Raw genomic sequence first — 22,779 nt, forward strand, 5'->3', positions numbered from 1 at the left:
CATAATACGTTTTCAACAAGTGGATTATTGACTCCTGCGATATAACGCATATCAAGCTATACCCAATAAAAAACCTCAATCTGGAGGTTTTCTTTAGTCTCAAAGATTTAACAGAATTTTAGATTGCCATAACAGTTAGGCGCAAAATCTTGAGTCGCCAATTTCAAATCATTAATCGGGAAATATAGTGGATTTGAACCTGATAAATTAATTTGCCCAATTGCCACCTCACTCGCAATACAAGATAAGCCAATTAAACCTGGACATTTCACAGTATTCTCAGATTTAGCAAGATATTCATTTAAACTTGGTACAACTTGTTTTAAAACATCATTGGTTACGTCAATCGTATTTGATGGCGTGACTTTACCAATATCAATTTCATCTTCAATCGCTATCCACCATCCTCTTTGAGCAGCAATTTCAGCATTTGGCCACCACACAGACTGTTGTTGTAATGATAAAGAAAATGGATTATTCAATTGTAGCTTATGAATATATCCCAAGCTTTGATTAATATCTAAATTTGCAGTTAAACCCGATATGCTACCACTCGCATTCAATGTTAAAAATGATAAATCTATACCTGCAAGAATTGGTTTAATTGAACCTCTAAAAAATAGTTCATCAATTTTAGCTGTTCCAGTCAAAAGAGCACTCGTCATGCGATTGCCGTATAAAGTTTTCCCATTAACAGCCAATGTAGCGCCAGTCGATTGCAATCCTAAATTATAGTCATTTGTCTGAAAACTTGCTGTCGGAAGAATACCTAATTTAATGTTCCCTTTAATAGACATATTTGTATCAGCATATTGTAAATTCCGTGCAGTCGTATTTGCACTGCCTGTTGTTGCTTTAATTTTTAAAGCACCACTCAGGCTATTAATACCATTTGGCAAATCTGAGTTTTCAGTACCTGCTGTTAACAAACCTAATGCTTTTTCAGCACTTAATCGTAGGCCAACTACTTCTCGTGTTGACGCAGAATTGGGATTTTTTATCGCAAACTCTATAAATGGATTGGTCAATTTTGCACTTGAACCTACACGTCCTTCTCGGGTATCTGCTATACCTGAAAGACTCAAATTATCAATATCAATGTCACAACCGCCCGCCCCATTTACCCCACCACAACCGAGCTGCAATTTTTTAATATTGGCATTTAATTCAAGATCAGCTTCGAGTCCAAGTTTATAAAAACCGATACCTTGCCCTTGCATTTTATTGACTGAATCATTAGGTGCAATATAACTCAAACTCATCAGGGCTTGACCACTAACTTTAGAAAGCTCAGCGTCATTTAATTCAGTTAATCCTTCAGATTGAAAAGAGTTTGCAAAACAATAAACTGGAGAAAACAACAGACCATAAGTTAAAAACATCCTTATGATTTTAATTGTTTTTCTATCTTTAATATCCATATCATCTTCTAAGATTTTTTCTTATTGGTAAAAATTATATGAAAACGACAATAAAAAAAAGGCAAAACACAGTTTAGCCTTCAATTAACAAAACATTTCACTCAATAATTCAACTTTTACAATGATTCTAAAGGCTTTTTATTTATGATGTTTTTTGTTTTTTTATGTAATTACACCGAACAACTACGGCGTAATTTTATTTATGAGTAACGCAATATACTCTCCAAACCATGTTGCGGTTTGCAAGTCACCAGAGGGTGGTGTAATTTCAACAGGTGTATTATTTGAAAGTGAGATAGAGCTTATCTCTTACATAAACAATAAAAAAAACCTCCATCTGTAGATTTCCTTTCTCTTAGGGATTTAACATTTTAGATTCCCATAACCGTTAGAAACAAATCTTAATTTATCTGTTTTAGATTAACTAAGTTCATATTTACTTTAGTATTCAGTAATGGAACATTTCCTAAATTTAAATTGCCTATGCTGTGGACTCCATGATGGAACGCTTGTCGTAGCAATATGCTCGCCGCTGCTGGGAGAGCGTGTTGGGCATTCTGAGGGTCAGTCCTTGAACTCATGCCAGCGGGCTTGCAGCACGCCGTCGTACAGGCCTTCGGCCTTGCAGCGGTCAACCATCTCGTCGTAGCTGAAAATCTCGTGCCATTGACCGTTTTCAAGGAACGTGGCGCCATAAAAACCGCCCAGCAGCAGGACGCCATCGCGGGCAGACAAGTGTCCAGAACTGACTTTGGCAAAGGCGGGGATATCAGCGCGGACAATCTCGTCCTTGATAATCCACCACACACCGCTGTCGTTGGCACACCAGACACGGTCTTCGTACCAGACCATATCTTTAAACGCGAGGGTGATGAGTTCCTTGCTTGCTACCTTCTTCCAGATGTCACCTCGACCTACAAAGGTCTGGCCTTCGTAACCACTGATGTAAACGCGGCCATCACCACCGCAGCAGACTGTTTTTATGAAGAGATTGCTTGGAAAATCGACCTGGCGCCACGCGTGTCCGTTAAAGCTCCATACATCACCGTATCCACCAACAGCATATATATCTGCTTTAGAAAATCCGTCCAAATCCCTAAATCCCGGCCACCCGGATTCGTCCTCCTCAGTCAATGGAATATTTTTGTTATGCCAATGCCATTGGTTTTTTTGCTCGCGAAAGCCAAAAGTTCGCATTCCTCCAGCTGCGTACAATGTGTCTGATACAGTTTTTAGTCGAAAAATACCACCACGAGATTGACTGGAAATACTATCTTCCATGCCTGCCTCACCACTTCCAACGGCATAGAGCTGACCGCTGATTGAACTCACGACCAGTTGCTCTTTTGGATTTATCGCCACAGCAGCACTTGCAAGATCAAACCCATTTAAAATTGCATGCCCCCACTGAGAACCAATAGGTTTTGAGCTAAAATAGGAGATAACTCTAAGCTCCAAGGCAGTGTCATCTGGATAACGACCAACATCTTTCCAGTCCGTCCACTGCGTATAGTTCTCACGAGCAAGGAAATAGAACTTATCCCTACTTCTGACGACACAATCAACGATATTAAAACCCAAGAGCTCTTTGCTGAAATTAATCGTTTCCATAATTATTTAGTCCATTTCTACACTACCATCTGAGGATATCTTTTCGGATCTTGCCTGCTCTTCTGGATTTGCTGAGGCATTTTTCCCTTTACACTTTTGTAGTACTCATCTAGCTGATTTCTGCGAATGCGCAAAGCATTCCATGCTTAATCCTTGAACTCATGCCAACGGGCTTTGAGCACGCCGTCATACAGGCCTTCGGCTTTGCAGCGGTCGACCATCTCGCTATGGGTGAAAATCTCGTTCCATTGACCATTTTCCAGATAGGCAGCCCCATAAAAGCCAGCCAGCAACAGGACGCCATCTCTGGCAGACAAGTTTCCAGAGCTGACTTTGGCAAAGGCGGGAATACTGGCGGAGACGATCTCGTCATTGACAATCCACCACACGCCGATGTCATTGGTACACCAGACACGGTCCTCGTACCAGACGATGTCTTTGAATCCCAATGGAATGATTTCCCGCCGCTTTACCGGCTTCCAGTCATCACCGCGACCAACGAAAGACAAACCTTCATATCCACTGATGTAGACTTTTCCGTCAGCGCCGCAGCACATGGTCCCAATAGTCAAGTTACTGGGAAAATCTATGCGCCTCCAAGATTTTCCGTCGTAATGCCAGACATCCCCATCCCCGCCGGCCGCATAGATATCATTGCTAGAAAATCCATCCATGACGTCGAATCCTGCAGTGTACAGTTCGGTTTTCTGGTCGTATGGCGTATCGCGACTAATCCACTGCCAGTCGTCCTTCCCTCTTCGAATTCCAGAAACTCTGCCACTACCAGCCAGATACACGCTACCTTCGATTGTTCTAAGACTATTTAGCGATCCTCGCAAATCCGACTTAATCTCGCCTTGAATTTCGTGCTCTCCTGAACCGATAACATATATCTGCCCACTCAGAGATCCCACGATAAGCTGCTCTTTCGGTTGGAATGCCACACTTGAAGTCAGCCTGGAAAAACCCTTCAACAGGCCATGCCCCCATTGTTTTTTAGGGGCTTCAGAAAGAGTGAAAGTTATTATTTTCTTGTAAAGAGACCGCTCGCTTGGGTGATCTCCAGTTTCTTTCCAGTCCGTCCACTTCGTATAATCTTCGCGGGCAATGAAATAAAAAAAATTACGCCTTCTTACCTCACAATCAACGATATTATAGCCAACAAAACGCTTTGAAAAATCCTTAGTGGAAATCATGTTTTCTCCCTAATCAACAGAGCCGTCAAATTCATCTCGCACACTATCAACAGAATCGCTACTATATTCTCCCCAAGTGAGCCTTCAGATTTTTATTAGCCCCTTCGTTACAACTTTTTTCAAAGTTGGCAGCTTTATACATCCCAATCCGCTTATAGGAAGTCAACATGCATCTAGCCCGCGAACATTAATTTCTAACGGCTTACACACTCATAAGGTCAACCACGATCCAAGCGCTCATCGCGCTGAAGAGTAAGCCCTATACTAGTCGTGCCAGAGATACCGTTATAACTTTAATGATTTCCTTATCAATCACTCTATTTTTATACCCACATAATCTTCTCATATTTTATTATGGGTAAAAGTTATACTAAAATTCAGTTTAATAAATTATTATTACAAGTATATAATTTTTATACATAAAAATATTATTTTTACGATATTTTTAAGGGTTTTACTTATATTATTTTATGTAACTAATTTTAACAATTGTATATTTATACTTAATAGTATCACAATAATCCGTCCAAAGCAGATCATAAACCACCAGTGCATAATACCTTTCCATGAATGCAAAAAATAATCATATTGATTGAATTATATTGGTATTTAAAGTTGCTTCTCCCGTTGGGAGAAGACTAAGATGTGGGACTTTTATATTGATCTATAGTTAAAAAATGGCTTATCAAAAAAGCCTATTATAAAATTTTTTATTTATTCTATTTTCCATTCTTTTATCGAATACCAATGAACAACTACGGCGTAATTTTATTTATGAGTAACGCAATATACTCTCCAAACCATGTTGCGGTTTGCAAGTCACCAGAAGGCGGTGTAATTTCAACAGGTGCATTATCTGATTGTGTCATTAACCCTAAATAACCCGCCATACGGTTTAAATCTGTGGGTTTAACACCTGTAGGCATTAAAGGGAGTCCAGACCATAACATACCATGCTGCATTGCAAAGATATTAATCTGTTGCAGTACAGATAGCTTATCGCCACTTAAACCACCTGAATTGGTAAATGCAGCAGCTAGTTTGCCCTGCCAATCACGATTTTTCCAACGTTTAGATGTAGAGTCCATAAACATTTTAAATGGACCTGTAACACTTCCCATATAGGTCGGTGAGCCAAAAATTATGGCATTCGCTTGATCTAAAATATCCCAATCAATATGCTCAATATCCATTTGATGAACAGTTACACCGATCTTCTCTGCACCTTGTGCAATATAATTCGCAACTTTTGCAGTATGACCAAATGGACTGTGGTAAACGATCGCGATAGATTTAGCAGATAAAGACATATCAATTGAAAACAAACAAATTTGGTCAAGTTTAACATCAATTCATTTTTAAACAATTCTTGTAATGTTCAGAAAACCTATAACATAACGCTTAAAACAACGATAAATCTATTTAAAAATAAAGATTTAATTCCGAATAAATACAAAAGTAGCCATACGCCCTGTTTTTGCATGGCGACGATAAGAATAGAAATCCTGATCTTGACGATAAGAACACTGATCTCCTCCTGTAACCACATTCACCCCATGTTGTTTAAGAATATAACGCGCAATCGCATACAAATCCGCATAGTGCTTACCTGCTTGCTCACCCTCTATAAATGCAGTGTCTAGTTCAGCATATTTAGAATAAAAAGCAGCTTTGACTTCTGCGCCAATTTCAAAACAAGGCTGGCTGATTGCTGCTCCCAACCAAGCCCAAGTAGGTGGAGACTTCATATTGGCAATGGTATTTTCAATTATCCCTCCTGCTAAACCGCGCCAACCTGCATGTAGATTGGCAACCTCAGTACCCGCGGCATTGCCTAAAACAACGGGTAAGCAATCAGCAGTCATCATCATCAAGGCATGCCCCTGAGTCTGTGTGACCAAGCCATCCCCCTCCAATGCAGTAAATGTCATTTCTTCATTGATGGTATGACATATTGTGCTGTGGGTTTGCGTCATCCATGTAATTTTACTAACACCCAATTCTGCAAACTCATCCAATAAAATCATACGGTGTTGTTGTACCCGTTGAGGATCGTCATTTACATGCAATGCCAAATTAAAACCTTCAAGCTCAGGCTGTACAGATGGCAAAGCCTTTGGGTGATGTATATGTGTCTGGCCTGCATATACACCTTGAGGTAATCCTTGAACAAATTGCATATGACTCATTTTCCTATTCAAATCATTTTCACGACTCAATAACTATAACAAATTTACTCAATCCAAAAACCAATCTTCTCGTCCATTTTGTTGATTAACAAAACTAAACATTTCAACTTCACATAGTGTTGTTTTTTTAATCAAACTCAATAATATTAATTAAAACTTAAAAATAAGGATAAACCATGAAAAAACTAAAGCTTGCTGTTTTATTGAGTCTGAGTGTTATCAGCACGCAAGGATTTGCACTATGTCGTTATGATTTAGAAGGCTTTATGCCTGAGCCATACAATTTTTTTTTAAATTTCCTATAGCATCAGGTCAAAAACTTTCCTATAAAATTCTAGAAACAGCATATCCAATCACGTATTCTGCCAATCATAGTACATTGAAAATGATGAATAGTACTATTGTTGAGGGAGGGTTAATATTACCTCAATCAGGTGTTGTTGGATTTGAATTAAATACAGACGTTATTCCAACTGAATTAACAAACGCTAGAAATGATGCAAAAATTTATACAATATTACTTCAGGATAAAAATAAAAATATGCATTCAATATCAGTAATATATGAAAATAGCCCATTCTTAAAGGTGCAAAATAATATAAAAAATTTGGTATTGATATCAATTATATCAACTGATCCTAACACTAAAGAAATTAAAGAATTATATTCTTATATAAAACCAATTAAAGGAGGCTCACAACAAAATCTTGGTGTTTACTTTAATCAAAATACCAATCAAATTGGACTGATTGTAAATAAAAAAAATTTAGATTATGTCGCGACTTTACTGTCTAAACCTAAAGATTTCACAGTAGTCCTACAAGTCAATTTTGAGGGTTTTGAAGCCAACTCTCCATACCTAAATAAAACCATGTCATTAGAATTGGTCACGGATAAATCAAAATTTACCAATACTTTTCCAACAGGTACAAAAGATGCTTGTGGTAACTAAATCAATGTATAAAACTGCTCTCATTGAGCAGTTTTATCATGTAAATCAATTAATAGGCTTTGTTTTCAGAGCGTAACACTTCAACCAACTCAACGAAATCATCTGACCATGGTGCTTCAAACATCATTTCTTCTTGTGTACGTGGGTGAACTAGGCCTAATTTAGAGGCATGTAAAGCTTGGCGTTTAAAGTTACGCAATGCACTGCTCAGTTTCTCAGAAGCACCTGCTGGAACTTTAACTCGGCTAACATAGACTGGATCACCCACCAATGGATAACCTATATAGGTGAAATGAATCCGGATTTGATGAGTACGCCCTGTTTCAAGTTGTGCCTGTACACGAGTGAAATGCTGAAAACGTTCTTTAACATTGTAATGCGTCACCGCATCACGACCACCCGGTAAAATAGCCATTTTTACACGATCTACAGGATGACGTTTAATCGGCTCATCAATCGTTCCTCCCGCAATAATATGACCATAACAAATCAAGTCATATACACGGTAAACTGTTTTTTTAGCCAATTGTTTACTTAAAGAAAATTGCGCTTCTAAATTTTTAGCAACAACCAATAAACCGCTGGTGTCTTTATCAATACGATGCACTAAACCTGCACGGGTTAATTCGGCAGATTTTGGGTAATGATAAAGCAAGGCGTTCACCAAAGTACCATTTGGATTACCCGCACCAGGATGAACAACCATACCAACAGGTTTATTGATGACCATAATATCGTCATCTTCATAAACAATGTTTAAAGGGATATTTTCAGGTTGTGCAGACGTTTGTGCTTCCAATTCAACATCTAAACATAGAAGTTCATTGCCTTCGCATTTATACTTAGGCTTGACAATGTTACCATTTACCAACAAATGACCTTCTTTCATCCACTGCTTGAGTTTTTCACGAGAAAACTCGTTCCAAACCAGTGCTGCGACTTGGTCAATACGTTGCCCTAAATAGCTTTCATCCAATTGAAATTGCAACGATAAACGTGTTGCAGTCGGCGCAGAATTATGATTATCTGCATCCTCAGAATCTTCAAGTAAATTGAAATCATTTTCTGGGAAATTAGAATTAGAAGAGTGTGCTGAAGTCATTTGCTCATTCGGACAAAAGTGGTTTAATAGCGCAATTGTAGCCTATTGCCCGTATAAACAGAGGAATTTTTATGTCGCTACCACGTTATAAAGTCACAATGCTTGCTTTAACTGTAGGCTTAGCAACTGCATTTGTCGGCTGTAGCAGCAATCCGAAGAAGGATGTTGTTGATACAGGCCCGAAATCAAATGAGCAGACTTATTACAATAATGCGATAAAATCATTAGACCGTGGGCAATATGGCGATGCTGCAAAAGCGTTAGAAGCAATGGATACTTATTTCCCGACTGGGCAATATGCACAACAAGCTCAGCTTGAATTGCTTTACACAAAATTTAAGCAAAAAGATTATGAAGGCACAATTGCACTGGCAGATCGTTTTATTCGTTTAAATCCTCAACATCCGAATTTAGATTATGCCTACTATGTCCGTGGCGTAGCCAATATGGAGCAAAATTATGACAGTTTGCTTCGCTATACCTCATTAAAACAAGCACATCGTGATGTAGGTTATTTAAAAATTGCCTATCAAAATTTTGTCGACTTAATTCGTCGCTATCCTTCAAGCCAATATTCAGTTGATGCCGCACAACGAATGAAATACATCGGTCAAGAATTGGCTGAAAGTGAAATGAATACGGCACGTTTCAATATTAAACGTAAAGCGTATTTGGCTGCGATTGAACGTTCACAATGGGTGATTGAACACTATCCTCAAACACCTCAAGTTCCTGAAGCCTTAGCAACAATGGCATATGGTTATGACAAGTTGGGCGATAAAGAAACATCACAACAGTACATTGGCGTGCTTAAGCAAAACTATCCAAACCTTGTTAAATCTAATGGTGAAGTGAATATACGCGCAGCACGTAAAGAAGCAAGTTGGTGGAACCGTGCAACATTAGGTATTTTAGGTCGTGGTGATAAAGCAGAAGTATCACAAGAAGCGAGTTCTGAAATGTCTGATCAAGCAGAACAAAAATCAAGCTTGTTAAATAAAGTGAGTTTTGGCTTACTTGATCGTCCAAATCGTGAAGTGTCTAAAGAGCCAGCACGTGCAGATGAAAGTTTGTATGATGGACAACGTAAATAAATATTGATTGCGACAAATCAAGACGGGTTTTTACCCGTCTTTTTTATTCATAGATATTTTTAGACTCAAAACTACGTTAAACTTTAAATTGGTTTAAACGATATATGACATTAAATTTATGGCTATTCCTCAGCACACGATAGATCAAATTTTGGATCGCACAGATATTGTCGATCTGATTGGTCAACGTGTGAAATTGAAAAAAACTGGTCGCACCTATTCAGGCTGTTGCCCTTTTCATCAGGAAAAGTCACCCTCTTTTCATGTCTACCGTGATAAACAGTATTATCACTGCTTTGGCTGTCAGGCAAATGGTAATGCCATTCGCTTCTTAATGGATATTGATAATCGAAACTTTGTCGATGTCATGAAAGAACTCTCCAGCCATGCAGGTGTCGAACTTCCCAAAGACAATCATGACAATAAAAAACTGTCGTATAAACGTGAAGTATCCAAGCCTAAGCCAGCAGTGAAGGCTGTAGAAAATAAAGTAGTCGATTCTAAACCCACTGAGCAAAAAATAGATTCTGTTCAGCCACTAGAAATTGACCCTTTTGAAGCCTTTAGCCAATATCCAGATCCTGAGCATTTCGATCCAACCCAGTTTGACTCAGTAGGTTTTGATCAGCTCCCTCAAGATGGCAACCTTTATGATCTGTTAGAAAATATTGCGCAGTTTTATGAACGCCAATTACCAAACAGTAAAGTGGCGCAGAATTATTTTAAACATCGTGGTTTAAGCGCCGAAACAATCCAATATTGGCGCTTAGGCTATGCACCAGAAGATTGGCAACATTTAGAAAAAGCTTTCCCACAAGATATTGAAGGTTTAAAACTACTGGGTCTGATTCGTACCAGTGATAGTGGTCGTGACTTCGATTTGTTGCGTGATCGGGTGATTTTCCCGATTCGAGACAACAAAGGTCGTGTTGTAGGTTTCGGTGGTCGTGCATTGAATGACGAAATCAAACCGAAATATATTAACTCACCTGATTCTGAAGTCTTCCATAAAAATCAACTGCTTTACGGCTTGTATGAAGGTCGGAAAGACCGTGCGCAAAATTGGCTCATGGTTGAAGGCTATATGGATGTGATCGCCTTACAACAAAACGGGATTTCTGGTGCGACAGCAACATTAGGTACGGCCAGCAATGCAGATCATTTAACTATTTTATTTAAGCAGAACAATCAAATCACGATTGCATTTGATGGTGATGCCGCTGGACAAAAAGCAGCACGTCGAACCTTAGAAATTGCTCTACCGTTATTGAATGATGGCCGTGAACTTAAATTTTTTGTTCTACCCAAAGAACATGACCCAGATTCGTTGATTCGTAAAGAAGGTTTTGAAACGTTTCAACGGATATGGCAACAATCCCCTTTATTATCGGATTTCGTCTTTGCTTTATTGAGTCAAAATTATGATGTTGCTACACCTGAAGGTAAAAGTCAGGTGATGGCTGAACTCAATCAACTGACTGAATTATTGCCTAAACAAGGTTCTTACCGCTATTTATTAAGACAATTTTTTAAAGAAAAGTTAGGTTTTAATCGAAAATGGCAGCCTCAAGTCAGCTTAGATGCCTCATTGTCTTTTAATATTCGCACGAAAGATGAAGACTTTGCTGTTGCGATTTTAATGCAACATCCGTTTTTATATATTCACTTTGAAGTATTACGTGCATTGATTCAACCAGATGAGTTATTGGCGCAAATCTTAGCGGTATTTGACCGTGTCTTTGACGATCTACCAGATGATCAGGAACTTGCAACCTATTATATTTTAGGTGCATGTGGTGCTTATCATTTGGAACTCTCTGAAATCATACAACGTACCAATATCCAGGCTTTGGCTGAAGCGCCTGAAATGGCAGATAAATTGGCTTCAGATTACTCTTTGGCCTTGCAAGAGAAATATTTAAAATTAAAGCTTAAAGCACCAACCTCATTGAGTGAATCACGTAATTTACGTAAACAACTCAATGAACTGACTAAACAAATTAGTTTAAAGTTGGTACATCATTAATTTTCTATAAACGCTTCATTGAGCTTATCAAGTATTTTGAAATACAAAAAATTCATATGGCTATTGGCCTCTTCCATTGAAGAGTCATAAGGCTTATATAGGTTTATAAATATACGTTTTTGAAAGTTTTCATCACTAAAAAACGCGTTGGTGGGGTAATTAGAATCTGAGTGTGCATTTATACTCTCGACCATAAGTGCATCAAATATCCGCCCTGAATAATCTAGATAAAAGCAATATAGTTTAGGTTTTTTGGGATTCTTATAGCATCGATCAACGGAATCAATTACCCCCATAATTCCACCCTGCGTAGAGAGGCTATGTAGATCCTTGATGGCTTGGTTCAATAATACATCACTGTCTTTTACAGGCTTTGCAAAACATTCTACTGACAAACACAATAATATGAATATATATAAAGTTTTAAGCATTTTAATTGCCTTCATTTCATTATTCTAATTTGATGGCACTAATATATACACCAATAATAGCTGGTGAAGCAAAAAACATTAAATCACATTCGTTTTAAAAAATAATCACTTTGCTTTTGGTTTTCTTTCTTGTTCAAAAATATCCTGAATATTTTCTTTCATCCATTCAAAATGTGAAGGATCTTCATCCTGTGCTGCTTGGCGTAACAAAATTGATGATGGATGCAATAACTTTTGTGTCAAGCGATGTGCAAAATCCTCAAGTACATGTTGCGTATCCTCACCTGCCTGAATACGCTCTAAGGCATGCGACAACTCCATCTGGCGTTGTTCCTCACCGTGCTCACGAAACTGTTGAATCGTCCCACCAGCATCTTTTACTTTTTGCTGTGTCACCAACTGAGTTACCAGTTGATTGACCATAACCTCTGCTTCAACCGCAGCTTGACGTCGTTGTGCTAAATTTTCATCAATTACACTTTGTAGATCATCCACACCGTATAAATACACACCATCCAAACTTTCAACTTTTGGATCTATATCACGAGGTACAGCTAAATCGACCATAAGCATTTGTTGATAACGACGTTTTTTTAAAGCGAATTTCACATCTGCATAAGCAATCACTTGATGCAAACTGCCTGTACAACTGGAAATTACATCCGCACGATAAAGCTGAGTAGTGAGTTCATCAAATGGAATAATCTCCACTTCAACACGATGCGCTATTTCTTGTGCTAATTTCTCTGCCCGTTCACGGCTTCGATTACAAATCAGGATTTTTGCAACGCCCATTTCAGCCAAGTGTTTTGCCACCAAGCTGTTCATTTCACCTGCGGCAACCACCATGACTGTAAGCTGTTCAGGCTTACTAAACACTTGTAATGCGAGTTGAGCAACAGCATATCCCATTGAGACAGCATGACTGCCGACTGCCGTTTCAGAACGTACACGTTTGGCTGCATAAAAAGCATATTCAAATATTTGATTCAGATTTTGCGAGACGATTTCAGCATCTTTTGCGATTGATAGTGCTGTTTTAACCTGCCCAAGAATTTGCGGTTCACCCAGCATCAATGAGTCTAAACCACTGGCAACCCGCATTAAGTGCGAAACAGCATCGGTATTTTCATAACGATATACATGATTTGACAATTGCTTTACATCAATACCATTGGTTTGGGCGAGCCAATTTAATACCATATCGGCATTTTCAGCCATGGCATAGACTTCAGTGCGGTTACATGTTGACACCACCACCATATCATTCAAATTTTGGCGAAGGCTTTCTACGGCAAATAAATCTTTTAATCGTTCTGGATTAAAAGCGATTTGCTCACGTAGCTCAACAGAAGCAGTTTGATGGTTGACACCCAATGCAAAGAAAGACATATCAGATCATCATTTCGCTAAATTTGTGCTATTGTGCAATAACGGTGTCATAAAAAGCATACTTGGATTCGGAAAAATTGCGTCAAATAAACAACCGCTTAAGCGGCATGACAATTAAGCAATATTCTACCACATTCTTACTGGTTGGTAGCATGGCTTCTAGTGCTCATATTAGAGCATCTGGAGAATTTTATCATGCTAAATATAATACTAATGCATTAAAACAAAGTATTATTGCTGAATTTTCATTGGCTTATAATGATACTGCAACTGCTTTACACAATTATACTGTGCTCGCAATTCGTAGTAATTCAACCACCATTAAGCAACGTGCCTTGAATGTTGCAATTGAACAAAACGATTTAAAAGCAGCTTTAGACATTGCCACCCATTGGGTTGTACAAGAACCTGAGGACGTTCCTGCAAAATTTTATTTGGCGCATATCGCGCTCAAATCACATGAATATGAACTTGCAGCGGAGACTCTGGACAGTATTCTCAATATTGACCCCAACGCTGATTTAGAAAAGATTTTAGAAGGAATTGCACCAGAATCAGAAGTAGATCGTCAAAATCTGCTCAATACTCTGAGAGCAAGTAAAGAAAAAAACAACCCTTCTGTTTTAATTCTAATAGCCGGTTTGGAAGCGCAAAACGATGAAATCGAGCAAGCCTTAAAAACCGTCAATAAGGCGTTAAAAAAACGTTCAAAAGTGACTGGCTTTATTCTGATGAAAGCCAATTTATTAGAGGCTTTGGGTGACCAAGAAGCGACTTTAAATTGGTATGATCGAAGCAGTCGTAAAAACAAGTACAACTATGATATCCGTCTGGCAGAAGTCAAATATCTGATCAAGATTCATCAATCTGAATTGGCCTTAAGCAAATTAGAATCGATTATCCAAGCTTGGCCAGATGCTGAAGAGGCTCTATTTATTGCAGGTTTAACTGCGATTGATTTAAAAAAGCTGGATCAAGCTGAACAGTATTTAGTGGAGTTACGCTACTCGTCACGTTATCAAAACGAAGCTTATTTTTATTTGGCAGTAAATGCTGAACGAAAGCAAAATGATGAAACGGCAAAAGCCTATTATCGTTTGGTTGATGGGAACTTATATACGGTTTCACGCCGTAATCTGGTCTCGATTTTTGAAAGACAAGACAAGATGAATGATGCTTTGCGGTTTTTAACCCAAGAACGTGTCAATTATCCACAACATGCAAGTTTCTTATATCAGGCTCAAGCCGAGATTTTAAAACGCATGGGCAATAAAAAAGCAGCGCTGAGATTACTCACGGAAGCAGTGAAGAACTTGCCTGATGATCCTGAAATTCTCTATTCAGAAATACTGCTTCTTGATCCATTTGAGGATCGTGATTTACTTGATAAAGCATTGAAACAACTCTTAACTTTAGAGCCAAATAATCCTGCTTATTTAAATGCTTATGCCTATACGCTTGCACTACAAAATAGACGTCTAGATGAAGCGCGAAAGTATGCTGAACATGCCTTAGATTCTGCGCCAGATCAGGCCTCGATTTTAGATACGCTGGGATATATCACATTCTTGCAAAATGATTTTGATGCCGCCTCGAACATTTTATCGAAAGCTTATAATTTGAGTCATAGTGTAAACATTGGTATTCGATATGCAAAATCGTTGTATATGCAAGGTGCCTTAGCTCAATTTAATGAAGTGTTACAACAACTCAAACAAAATCATCCAAATGATCCTCAATTAAATCAATTAGATTCATTAATATTACCGCAACATATTAAAAAGAGTTAATGACTTGTATGCGTCACATTCCACAGATCTTTTGCACCCTAACTGCTGTAACCGCTTTTACCCTCACAGGTTGTCAACAAGTCGTAAAACCAGTACAAACCACACCTACGCTTACAGCACAGACAGATGCCACAACGCCCCAGCAAAAACCGTCAAATCAATTTAATCTTGAAGGGAAAATTGGGGTAAAAACACCGAAACAGTCTGGCAGTGCGTTCTACACATGGACACAAGACCAACAAGACTTTAACATCCAGTTGAATGGAATCTTAGGTATTGGTAAAACCATTATTGAAGGAAAATCTGGAGAAGTTACCCTCAATAGCGCTAAAACAGGTTCGATTTCGGCTGAAACACCAGAAGAGCTGCTTGAAAAAGCCACAGGCTGGACTGCACCTATTACCCATATTGTCGATTGGGTTCAAGCTTATCCTGCCACTGAAAATGCACAAATCACCCGAGATAATACTCAACGTATTGCTCAAATCATTGAAGATGGCTGGACTGTAGATTTTAGTTATAATAATCAAGCGAGCTTGCCCAATAAGCTGATTTTAAAACAACAACTTGAATCTGGTCAGGAAAATCGTATTACAATGGTGATTCAAAACCGCTAAATCTATACCTTAGACAATGAAATCTATGATTCGTGTTCCCTCTCCAGCAAAATTGAATTTGTTTTTGCATATCACAGGTCGCCGTGAAAATGGCTATCACGAGTTGCAAAGTATTTTTCAGCTGATTGATTTGTATGACTGGTTAGAATTCACCCAAACAGAACATTCTCAACCTGAAATCAGTCTTGAAGGTTTGAGTAACGTCGATTTGGAACATAATCTGATCTATAAAGCGATTCAAATTTTAAAACCTTATGCTACACAGCCGACTGGTTTAAAAATTCGTATCGAAAAGAATATTCCAATGGGTGCAGGTCTAGGTGGTGGTTCTTCCAATGCAGCCACCACATTGATTGTGGTCAATCAACTTTGGCAATGTGGTTTAAATACTGAACAACTGGCTGAGCTTGGGGTTAAATTGGGTGCAGATGTTCCAATCTTTGTTCATGGTCGTAATGCTTGGGCGGAAGGTATAGGTGAACACTTAACATTCATAGACTTAGATCAAAAACAATACATTGTGTTAAAACCTGATTGTTTTATCAGCACTCAACGACTTTTTTCGCAAAAAACATTGACAAGAGATACGAAGCCTACTAAATTTTGCGCCTATCAGCTAAAGCCATCCAATTTTAGAAATGATTTTGAGCCACTGGCAAGAAATTTATATCCTGAAGTTGATGAAGCAATGCAGTATTTAGATCAGTTCGGTACAGCAAAGCTTACAGGTACAGGTGCTTGTGTTTTTGTTGAAGTCACTGAACAAATGAAGATTGATGATGTTTTAAATCATTCACCCTGCAAAGCCTATTTGGTCAACAGTTTGAATGAATCACCACTCACTCATTTTACAGTGTAATGATAGGGGCGTCGCCAAGTGGTAAGGCACCGGGTTTTGATCTCGGCATCCGTTGGTTCGAATCCAGCCGCCCCTGCCATCATTTTTCATCTGTAGATCGTTGTATTTTAGGGGCGTCGCCAAGTGGTAAGGCACCGGGTTTTGATCTCGGCATCCGTTGGTTCGAATCCAGCCGCCCCTGCCATTAAATACAACATCAAATTAGGGGCGTCGCCAAGTGGTAAGGCACCGGGTTTTGATCTCGGCATCCGTTGGTTCGAATCCAGCCGCCCCTGCCATTTTCTCAAAAAAGACAGAACGTAGTAATTTGTATTTAATGTTGATTTACCTTGACAGAGACATACAAAAACACTAAAATTCTGCCGCATTAGGGGCGTCGCCAAGTGGTAAGGCACCGGGTTTTGATCTCGGCATCCGTTGGTTCGAATCCAGCCGCCCCTGCCATCTAATTCAAATCTGCCAACCGCCAAGGGTGCTTCATGCCCAATCTTGTCGTTTTTAGTGGAACTGCGCATCCACAATTCGCCCAAAAAGTCGTTAGCCATTTGCACATCCCTCTGGGAGCTGCTGCTGTAGGTAAATTTTCTGATGGTGAAATCACTGTCGAAATTACTGAAAATGTGCGTGGTAAAGACGTGTTTATCGTACAGCCCACTTGTGCCCCTACGAATGATAACCTTATGGAAATCTTAGTAATGGCAGATGCTTTGCGTCGTGCAAGTGCTGGTCGTATTACTGCTGTAATTCCATACTTCGGTTATGCACGCCAAGACCGTCGTCCTCGTTCAACTCGTGTTCCAATTACTGCAAAAGTTGTAGCAGACATGCTCACCACTGTGGGTATTGACCGTGTTGTAATGATCGACTTGCATGCTGACCAAATCCAAGGTTTCTTTGATATTCCTGTAGATAACATCTACGGTACGCCTGCTTTGCTTGCTGACTTACGTCAACAACAACATCATAACTTGATGGTGGTTTCACCTGACGTTGGTGGTGTAGTTCGTGCACGTGCTGTTGCAAAACAAATGGGTGATATCGACCTTGCAATCATTGATAAACGTCGTCAAAAAGCTAATGAATCACAAGTGATGCATTTGATTGGTGATGTACGTGATCGTGACTGTGTGATTGTTGATGACATGGTTGATACAGCTGGTACTTTGTGTAAAGCTGCCGACGCACTTAAAACTTTTGGTGCTCGTAAAGTGGTTGCTTATGCAACGCACCCTGTACTATCAGGTAAAGCACTCGAAAATTTAAGCAAATCTGTAATTGATGAATTGGTTGTTACTGACACAATTCCACTTTCAGATGAAGCATTAAAACTTGGTAAGATTCGCCAAGTTTCAGTAGCAAGTATGGTTGCTGAAACAATTCGTCGTATTAACAACGAAGAATCTATTAGCGCAATGTTCGATTCTTATCTATAATAGCGCCAAATTTTCAAAGCCCTACTCTTTGGTAGGGCTTTATATCACTGGGCTGGTCGAAAGTTCAGTCAATTACACTCAATGAGGAAATGTCATCATGGCAAACTTCGTATTAAATGCAGTAGCACGTGAAGAAGCAGTTCAAGGGAAAGGTTCGAGCCGCCGCCTTCGTCTTCAAAATAAAGTTCCAGCAATCATCTATGGTGGTTCTGCTGAACCTGTAGCGGTTACTTTAGAACTTCGCGAGCTTGTTAAAGCTTTAGAAAATAACTCTTTCTTTGAAGAAGTTATCGATCTTAACATCGAAGGTAAAGTTGAAAGCGTTAAAATCCAAGCTTTACAACGTCACCCAGCTAAAAACACACCAATGCACGCTGACTTTAAACGCGCATAAGTGTTAAATGGTGTAAATGAGTGAGTAAACTTTCACTGATTATTGGTTTGGGTAATCCAGGTTCTGAATATGCCCAAACCCGCCATAATGCAGGCTTTTGGTTCGTCGAACGCCTTGCAGAACAATATGGTATTACATTAAAAACTGATTCAAAGTACAAAGGAATCAGTGGTCGCGGTAATATTGAAGGACAAGATGTTCGTCTACTATTGCCCACAACATTTATGAACCTTTCTGGTCAAAGTGTTGTTCCCTTTGCAAAATTCTACCAAATTAAACCAGAAGAAATTCTCATCGCTCATGATGAACTGGATATGAATCCGGGCGTCATTCGTTTAAAAACTGGCGGTGGACATGGTGGTCACAATGGTCTACGTGACATTGTTCCTCATATTGGTTCTAATTTTCATCGCTTACGTATTGGCATTGGTCATCCCGGCGCTAAAGAAAAAGTTTCAGGACATGTACTTGGTAAAGCACCAAGCAGTGAACAGACTTTAATGGATGATGCAATACACCATGCTTTAGGCAAAACAAAATTATTGGTTAATGGTGAGATTCAGCAAGCAATGAATCAAATCAATGCTTATAAAGCATAATTTAAACCTAAATTTTATGTTCTTTGTTCAACAATTTTTCTTGCCATGATTCATTTTTAAGAGCAAAATGCGCTTTCAAATGCATCCCCCCATTGAAAATTGTTGATTCAACACAAGATAACAATTGTAAGGGCTACTCTGGAGACGCAAATCATGCTATCTCGTTTATTAAAAGCAAAAATCCATCGTTGTGTTGTTACACAAGCAGAATTACATTATGAAGGTTCTTGTGCAATCGACGGTATTCTTTTGGATTTAGCTGGTATCCGTGAATATGAAGAAATTCATATGTGGAACGTGACTAATGGTAAGCGCTTTACAACCTATGCGATTCGTGGCGAAGAAGGTTCGGGCATCATTTCAGTCAATGGTGGCGCTGCACTTCAAGCTGATGTTGGTGATTTAATGATTATTGCCACATTTGGTGATTTTACCAATGCTGAAGCGGATGCGCATAAACCACGTCTTGTATATGCAAATCCAGACAATACAGTAAATCACACAGCAAACTGTATCCCTGTTCAAGTTGCATAATTGCACACAGATGATTCAAGACCCGCAATGTTGCGGGTTTTTTATGTCTATTTCACTTAATTATTTTCAATAACAGCTATTTACACCATTATCATTATAATACAGACTAATAATCCATGAGTTAACCTTATCATTCTCAATAATTTCACCACTTCTCTTTTTCAAAGTGACAGGAGATCCAATATTTAATATTTGTGTTTTATTTAAACAATATTGAAAATATCTACCTTCATCCTTTATTCTTCTCCAGCCATCAGAGACAAGTTGTTGTTGTATCCGTGTCATTTCTTCACTAGACAAATTATCTCGATGTATCCGTATTGAAGCAGATGCGTTGCCAGGCCTAATCAATGATGGAGTAAATTCTGGAGAATATTGGATAAAATACTTATTTTTAATTCCTCTAAAATTGACTATTTCTGGACTATTTGAATATGACTTATTCAAGCTACCTGAATAAAATGTAGATAAAACAAAAATAAATAGTATTAGAAAAATAATCATATGGGAAAATTTGATCTGGTTATTTTTCACAACGACTATCCATACATATTATGGCTATGAAAACCAATAAGACTAAATTCAAACTGACTTAATCCACCATTTATTCAAAGCACTTATTTCATGCATATTATTCAATGTTGCCTTAGCAAGTATCCGTTATAGTGAATAATTTGGACTTCAATTATTCAGTTCTTTCAGAACGAAATCCATCACGCCAACGTTGTTTATTCTCACATTCCAGATCTTGTAAATGCTCTCCTCGTAAAGATGCAAGAATCGCATTGCCCTGCTGATCCACCTTAAACTCAGCATACTTTGCTTGCTGATAACATTCAGCTAAACCTTCTGCAAATAAAAAGCTATTGGATGCAGGATAAAGTGTTCTATGTCGATTATCCGGGTTCTTCAAAATCAGTTTTACAGTTTGCGCATCTTTAGGTTTTTCAAAATAAGTATGTGCCACCTTTTTCTGTTGATCCAATTCAACATAAGCCGTAACCTAAGGCTTATTTTCAATCACTTGATCAAAATAATGCCCCGAAAAAATATGATTTTCATCACTATCACTTGGATCTACATTGTTCTGATCGCCCTGATTTAGTTTTTGCGGTGCAAAGTAAAGTTGATAACTCAGCACCATATAATCACCTTGTATTAATGAACGTGGATCAACAGGTTGTAAGTGGACATATATACTCTGACTATTCTTCAGATGCTGTTCATTCTTAAAAATGATGCCTAGAAAAAGAACAATACAGATTAAAGCAAGACAAAGAGGAATGAATTTTTTCATGTATTTACTCCCTCTTTTGATTGGAATTTATGTAGCACCCAAGTCAGTATCAACAAAATTAATCCTGAGCTAAAAATACTTAGACTTTTAACGAGGAAGCTAACATTCAACGCGTAGTAAATAAAGCATAAGGTTAACGCCAAAGTCACTAAAGCGAAACCATAGACAATCTTATCGTGCTGTGACAATGCCCATGAAAGTATGGCGATACAAATAAAAATTTCAAAATAGCCATAAAATATCAGTACTGCAGCAAAAGCCAATAAAATCAATTGAGCAATCAAGCTAAATTGATTGCGAATCCTCAACAGCATAAACAAAGCCAACCACAAAATAGGCAGCCCCAAGTTGAGAATAGGAAGGTATCTCATTTTCTCTAATTCATATTTTCCAAATAGTGTATAGAAACCCAAGGATGAAAGAATAATCAATAAACTCGCCAATGCTAAACTGCGTTGATATTGACTGGGTTGAATACCATGCACCCAAATCATTACCAGATAAAACCCATAACTTAGCAAGACCAGAAATGAAAAACTTTCAACAAAACGATGTAATCCAAGCAGAACGTTTAAATCCCAAATCAACGCAATACCTGATAAATACAAGGCAAATAGTTGGATAATAATAAAGAACCAATGGCTGCGAATAAAATAACTAAGACACAGCATGGCAAATTGAATAAAGAAAATTGGAAAGAATTGGTCAGTTAATTCAACCGTGTGGAAAATCACAGCATGTTGCCCTGCGACCCATATACAATAAGCAAACTGCCTTAAAAATAAAGCTTGTTTACTTCTTAAAATAAAGGCAGCCAATACCACAAAAACTGCCCCCATGATCAAGGAGAAATTCCCCCAAAATGCCAGCATCAATGATGCCAATAAAACACCTGCAATCCATGCACCCACTGCGATAGGAATATTGTTAAATTTGTTTTGTGGGATAAACTTAATCAATAAAAAAGTAATCAATGCAAACCAAGCGAAAACCACCAGTGCAATTAAAAATAATCCGAGCACTTCGGATTCACGAAACAGACTATTCATCCATTTGAAAATCACCAGCGTAAACGTAATCCCTAAACCTACTGCTGAAAGCACACTACATAACTGATCTCTTTTTCGATAAAAATAAGTTAATGCGACAGAAAGTAGAAAAAATGATGATATTAAATAAGCGATCTTAAGGTCTGTCCATGTAAAAATCATGGCTGTGGCGAATGCTAAATTACTGTCTCCATATAAAAATAGCACCATATGCCAAATTGAAAGAATGCCAAACCATAAGACAAAGAGATAACGCAGCTTTTGATAACAACGAAGACAAAAATAAAACTGAAATAATGAAAGGAGATTTAAGCTAAATAAAAATGTGACAGGATATTCATCAGCCCAAAATGTTTGTTTAAAAAACAAAAATAAAGTGAGTTGGCTGACAATACAGAGCAATGTAAAAACACCAATATTCGGACGATACAACCACGGCAGTAATAAAATAGACCAGATTAAAAATAGTAAATAACTATCTGCCCCTGTTTGATAAATTTGACCAATGACAGCCAAACTTAAACCAATCATCAAGCCACTTATTGTATGCAAACACTGGACTAAATAATCATGCTGAACTAAAAAAATACTTGTTACAGCACTGAGTAACAAAAAAAGTTGTGGAATTGCCAATTGAAAAAACTGAGGCAACATAAACCAATTTGCAGCAGTCAGATATAAAATACTGACTGCAATTAGAGCACATCCTAAAACCTGTAAGTGTTTAACAAAGTCATCATTACGCCATGAATAGACATCTTGCTGAATCGTGATCAAGCTGAGTCTCCTTATT

At 38.3% G+C, this 22,779-nt stretch carries 21 protein-coding genes, 4 tRNA genes and 2 pseudogenes; 15 read left to right on the forward strand and 12 right to left on the reverse strand.

What is annotated here, in order from left to right:
* Positions 1 to 107 precede the first annotated feature (107 nt).
* From L3V46_RS16645 to pgeF, 6 genes and pseudogenes are all read right to left on the reverse strand, one after another.
* The gene (locus L3V46_RS16645; RefSeq protein WP_239046304.1) at positions 108 to 1,421 is read right to left on the reverse strand and encodes a hypothetical protein; all 1,314 of its coding nucleotides are present in this window, start codon (positions 1,419 to 1,421) and stop codon (positions 108 to 110) included.
* 183 nt (positions 1,422 to 1,604) lie between these two features.
* Positions 1,605 to 1,715 (reverse strand): annotated as a pseudogene (locus L3V46_RS16650) (flavodoxin family protein); the annotation flags it as partial.
* 270 nt (positions 1,716 to 1,985) lie between these two features.
* On the reverse strand, positions 1,986 to 3,032 hold the full coding sequence (locus L3V46_RS16655; RefSeq protein ID WP_239046305.1) for a hypothetical protein: 1,047 nt from the start codon (positions 3,030 to 3,032) through the stop codon (positions 1,986 to 1,988).
* 146 nt (positions 3,033 to 3,178) lie between these two features.
* A complete protein-coding gene (locus tag L3V46_RS16660) occupies positions 3,179 to 4,228 on the reverse strand; it encodes a hypothetical protein (protein WP_239046306.1) in 1,050 nt (349 codons plus the stop codon).
* A 755-nt stretch (positions 4,229 to 4,983) separates the two neighbouring features.
* Positions 4,984 to 5,538: a flavodoxin family protein gene (locus L3V46_RS16665; protein ID WP_034617506.1), complete on the reverse strand. Its 555-nt coding sequence runs from the start codon at positions 5,536 to 5,538 to the stop codon at positions 4,984 to 4,986.
* A 126-nt stretch (positions 5,539 to 5,664) separates the two neighbouring features.
* Positions 5,665 to 6,408 carry a peptidoglycan editing factor PgeF gene (pgeF, locus tag L3V46_RS16670; RefSeq protein WP_239046307.1) on the reverse strand — a complete coding sequence of 248 codons (744 nt, stop codon included), beginning with the start codon at positions 6,406 to 6,408 and terminating at the stop codon, positions 5,665 to 5,667.
* A 185-nt stretch (positions 6,409 to 6,593) separates the two neighbouring features.
* On the opposite strand from pgeF, the gene L3V46_RS22860 reads away from it, so the two are divergent.
* Together L3V46_RS22860 and L3V46_RS16675 are read left to right on the forward strand one after the other, a co-directional pair.
* Positions 6,594 to 6,722, forward strand: coding sequence for a hypothetical protein (locus L3V46_RS22860; RefSeq protein WP_270402789.1), 129 nt, complete (start codon positions 6,594 to 6,596; stop codon positions 6,720 to 6,722).
* A 47-nt stretch (positions 6,723 to 6,769) separates the two neighbouring features.
* Positions 6,770 to 7,369, forward strand: coding sequence for a DUF4882 family protein (locus L3V46_RS16675; protein WP_239046788.1), 600 nt, complete (start codon positions 6,770 to 6,772; stop codon positions 7,367 to 7,369).
* A gap of 49 nt (positions 7,370 to 7,418) precedes the next feature.
* Here L3V46_RS16675 and rluD read toward each other — a convergent pair whose 3' ends face one another.
* Positions 7,419 to 8,471, reverse strand: coding sequence for a 23S rRNA pseudouridine(1911/1915/1917) synthase RluD (gene rluD / locus L3V46_RS16680; protein ID WP_004722483.1), 1,053 nt, complete (start codon positions 8,469 to 8,471; stop codon positions 7,419 to 7,421).
* Between the two features lie 71 nt (positions 8,472 to 8,542).
* Here rluD and L3V46_RS16685 point away from each other — a divergent pair, with 71 nt between their 5' ends.
* Positions 8,543 to 9,565 (forward strand): outer membrane protein assembly factor BamD, encoded by a 1,023-nt coding sequence (locus L3V46_RS16685; protein ID WP_034617516.1) that lies wholly within the window; start codon positions 8,543 to 8,545, stop codon positions 9,563 to 9,565.
* Between the two features lie 118 nt (positions 9,566 to 9,683).
* Positions 9,684 to 11,591: a CHC2 zinc finger domain-containing protein gene (locus L3V46_RS16690; RefSeq protein ID WP_239046308.1), complete on the forward strand. Its 1,908-nt coding sequence runs from the start codon at positions 9,684 to 9,686 to the stop codon at positions 11,589 to 11,591.
* On the opposite strand, the gene L3V46_RS16695 is transcribed toward L3V46_RS16690, so the two are convergent.
* Together L3V46_RS16695 and hemA are read right to left on the reverse strand one after the other, a co-directional pair.
* Positions 11,588 to 12,037 (reverse strand): hypothetical protein, encoded by a 450-nt coding sequence (locus tag L3V46_RS16695; RefSeq protein WP_239046309.1) that lies wholly within the window; start codon positions 12,035 to 12,037, stop codon positions 11,588 to 11,590. The two genes, L3V46_RS16690 and L3V46_RS16695, sit on opposite strands and share 4 nt — an antisense overlap.
* A 90-nt stretch (positions 12,038 to 12,127) precedes the next feature.
* Positions 12,128 to 13,414 (reverse strand): glutamyl-tRNA reductase, encoded by a 1,287-nt coding sequence (hemA, locus tag L3V46_RS16700; protein WP_004819618.1) that lies wholly within the window; start codon positions 13,412 to 13,414, stop codon positions 12,128 to 12,130.
* A gap of 77 nt (positions 13,415 to 13,491) precedes the next feature.
* Here hemA and L3V46_RS16705 point away from each other — a divergent pair, with 77 nt between their 5' ends.
* The 11 genes from L3V46_RS16705 to panD all read left to right on the forward strand — a co-directional run bounded on the left by L3V46_RS16705 (position 13,492) and on the right by panD (position 19,640).
* Positions 13,492 to 15,204, forward strand: a complete 1,713-nt coding sequence (locus L3V46_RS16705) for a tetratricopeptide repeat protein (RefSeq protein ID WP_205622319.1) — start codon at positions 13,492 to 13,494, stop codon at positions 15,202 to 15,204.
* An 8-nt stretch (positions 15,205 to 15,212) separates the two neighbouring features.
* Positions 15,213 to 15,821 (forward strand): lipoprotein insertase outer membrane protein LolB, encoded by a 609-nt coding sequence (lolB, locus tag L3V46_RS16710; RefSeq protein ID WP_239046310.1) that lies wholly within the window; start codon positions 15,213 to 15,215, stop codon positions 15,819 to 15,821.
* Between the two features lie 25 nt (positions 15,822 to 15,846).
* Positions 15,847 to 16,680, forward strand: coding sequence for a 4-(cytidine 5'-diphospho)-2-C-methyl-D-erythritol kinase (ispE, locus tag L3V46_RS16715; RefSeq protein ID WP_239046311.1), 834 nt, complete (start codon positions 15,847 to 15,849; stop codon positions 16,678 to 16,680).
* Between the two features lie 4 nt (positions 16,681 to 16,684).
* Positions 16,685 to 16,759: transfer RNA gene (locus L3V46_RS16720), tRNA-Gln, on the forward strand.
* Positions 16,760 to 16,789: 30 nt separating this feature from the next.
* A tRNA-Gln gene (locus L3V46_RS16725) sits at positions 16,790 to 16,864 on the forward strand.
* Positions 16,865 to 16,883: 19 nt separating this feature from the next.
* Positions 16,884 to 16,958 (forward strand) — tRNA-Gln (locus L3V46_RS16730).
* Positions 16,959 to 17,049: 91 nt separating this feature from the next.
* A tRNA-Gln gene (locus L3V46_RS16735) sits at positions 17,050 to 17,124 on the forward strand.
* A gap of 35 nt (positions 17,125 to 17,159) precedes the next feature.
* Positions 17,160 to 18,113 (forward strand): ribose-phosphate pyrophosphokinase, encoded by a 954-nt coding sequence (locus L3V46_RS16740; RefSeq protein WP_004722497.1) that lies wholly within the window; start codon positions 17,160 to 17,162, stop codon positions 18,111 to 18,113.
* Positions 18,114 to 18,210: 97 nt separating this feature from the next.
* The gene (rplY, locus tag L3V46_RS16745; RefSeq protein WP_004722499.1) at positions 18,211 to 18,507 is read left to right on the forward strand and encodes a 50S ribosomal protein L25; all 297 of its coding nucleotides are present in this window, start codon (positions 18,211 to 18,213) and stop codon (positions 18,505 to 18,507) included.
* A gap of 20 nt (positions 18,508 to 18,527) precedes the next feature.
* A complete protein-coding gene (gene pth, locus L3V46_RS16750) occupies positions 18,528 to 19,106 on the forward strand; it encodes an aminoacyl-tRNA hydrolase (protein WP_004722502.1) in 579 nt (192 codons plus the stop codon).
* Between the two features lie 153 nt (positions 19,107 to 19,259).
* On the forward strand, positions 19,260 to 19,640 hold the full coding sequence (gene panD / locus L3V46_RS16755; protein ID WP_004722504.1) for an aspartate 1-decarboxylase: 381 nt from the start codon (positions 19,260 to 19,262) through the stop codon (positions 19,638 to 19,640).
* Between the two features lie 66 nt (positions 19,641 to 19,706).
* Here panD and L3V46_RS16760 read toward each other — a convergent pair whose 3' ends face one another.
* From L3V46_RS16760 to L3V46_RS16770, 3 genes and pseudogenes are all read right to left on the reverse strand, one after another.
* Positions 19,707 to 20,174: a hypothetical protein gene (locus L3V46_RS16760; protein WP_239046312.1), complete on the reverse strand. Its 468-nt coding sequence runs from the start codon at positions 20,172 to 20,174 to the stop codon at positions 19,707 to 19,709.
* 151 nt (positions 20,175 to 20,325) lie between these two features.
* Positions 20,326 to 20,937: pseudogene (locus L3V46_RS16765) on the reverse strand (GDYXXLXY domain-containing protein).
* Positions 20,934 to 22,763: a DUF2157 domain-containing protein gene (locus tag L3V46_RS16770; RefSeq protein ID WP_239046313.1), complete on the reverse strand. Its 1,830-nt coding sequence runs from the start codon at positions 22,761 to 22,763 to the stop codon at positions 20,934 to 20,936. The pseudogene L3V46_RS16765 and the gene L3V46_RS16770 overlap by 4 nt, the downstream one beginning before the upstream one ends.
* Positions 22,764 to 22,779 lie beyond the last annotated feature (16 nt).

It is taken from the genome of Acinetobacter sp. AG3, assembly GCF_022343575.1.
Taxonomy (GTDB): Bacteria; Pseudomonadota; Gammaproteobacteria; order Pseudomonadales; family Moraxellaceae; genus Acinetobacter; species Acinetobacter guillouiae.